1 protein-coding gene is annotated in these 782 nt (G+C 31.6%); it reads left to right on the top strand.

Annotated elements, in window-relative coordinates:
- Positions 1-782, top strand: a 782-nt coding sequence (gene dnaX, locus CHL78_RS20325; RefSeq protein WP_116041781.1) for a DNA polymerase III subunit gamma/tau, incomplete at both ends; no start/stop codon positions are given.

Consider the following 782-nt stretch of genomic DNA (forward strand, 5'->3'; position numbering starts at 1 on the left):
GATATAAGAGAGCTTAGAGAAAGTGTAAAATACTCTCCGGCTAAAGCAAAGTATAAAGTATATATAATAGATGAGGTACATATGCTATCACAGGGAGCCTTCAACGCTTTATTAAAGACGTTAGAAGAGCCACCTTCATATATAATATTTATATTGGCTACTACAGAGCCACATAAAATCCCAGCTACGATTCTTTCGAGATGTCAAAGGTTTGACTTTAAAAGAGTAACAGCTAAAGATATGACCGCTAGGATGAAGAAAATATGCGAAGAAGAACATATAGAGGTAGAAGAGAAAGCACTTAATTTAATATCAAGAAACTCACAAGGAGCGCTTAGAGATGCACTTAGTATATTAGACCAATGTATGTCTTTTAGTGGGGAAAATATATCTTACTCAGATGTAGTTGAATTACTAGGTACTGTAAATGTCGAGCAGTTATTTGAATTAGGACAATATATAATAGATCAAAATACAACTAAGTCACTTCAAATTTTAAATGAGTTTGTATTATGGGGAAAAGATATTAGAAATTTAGTAAATGACTTAATAGATCACTTTAGAAACTTGATGGTATGTAAGGTATCTACAGATTTGGATGAGATTATATCCTTACCAGAAGAAACAATAGCTCAACTAAAAGAACAAGCTAAAAATGTAGATATAAATGACTTAATAAGAATATTAAATATATTATCTGTTACTCAAGATAGTATAAAGAGTGCATCTAACCCAAGGGTATTAGCTGAAGTAACTATGATGAAGATTGCTCAGCCTATGTT

This window comes from Romboutsia weinsteinii, from assembly GCF_002250835.2.
GTDB classification, from domain to species: Bacteria; Bacillota; Clostridia; order Peptostreptococcales; family Peptostreptococcaceae; genus Romboutsia_A; species Romboutsia_A weinsteinii.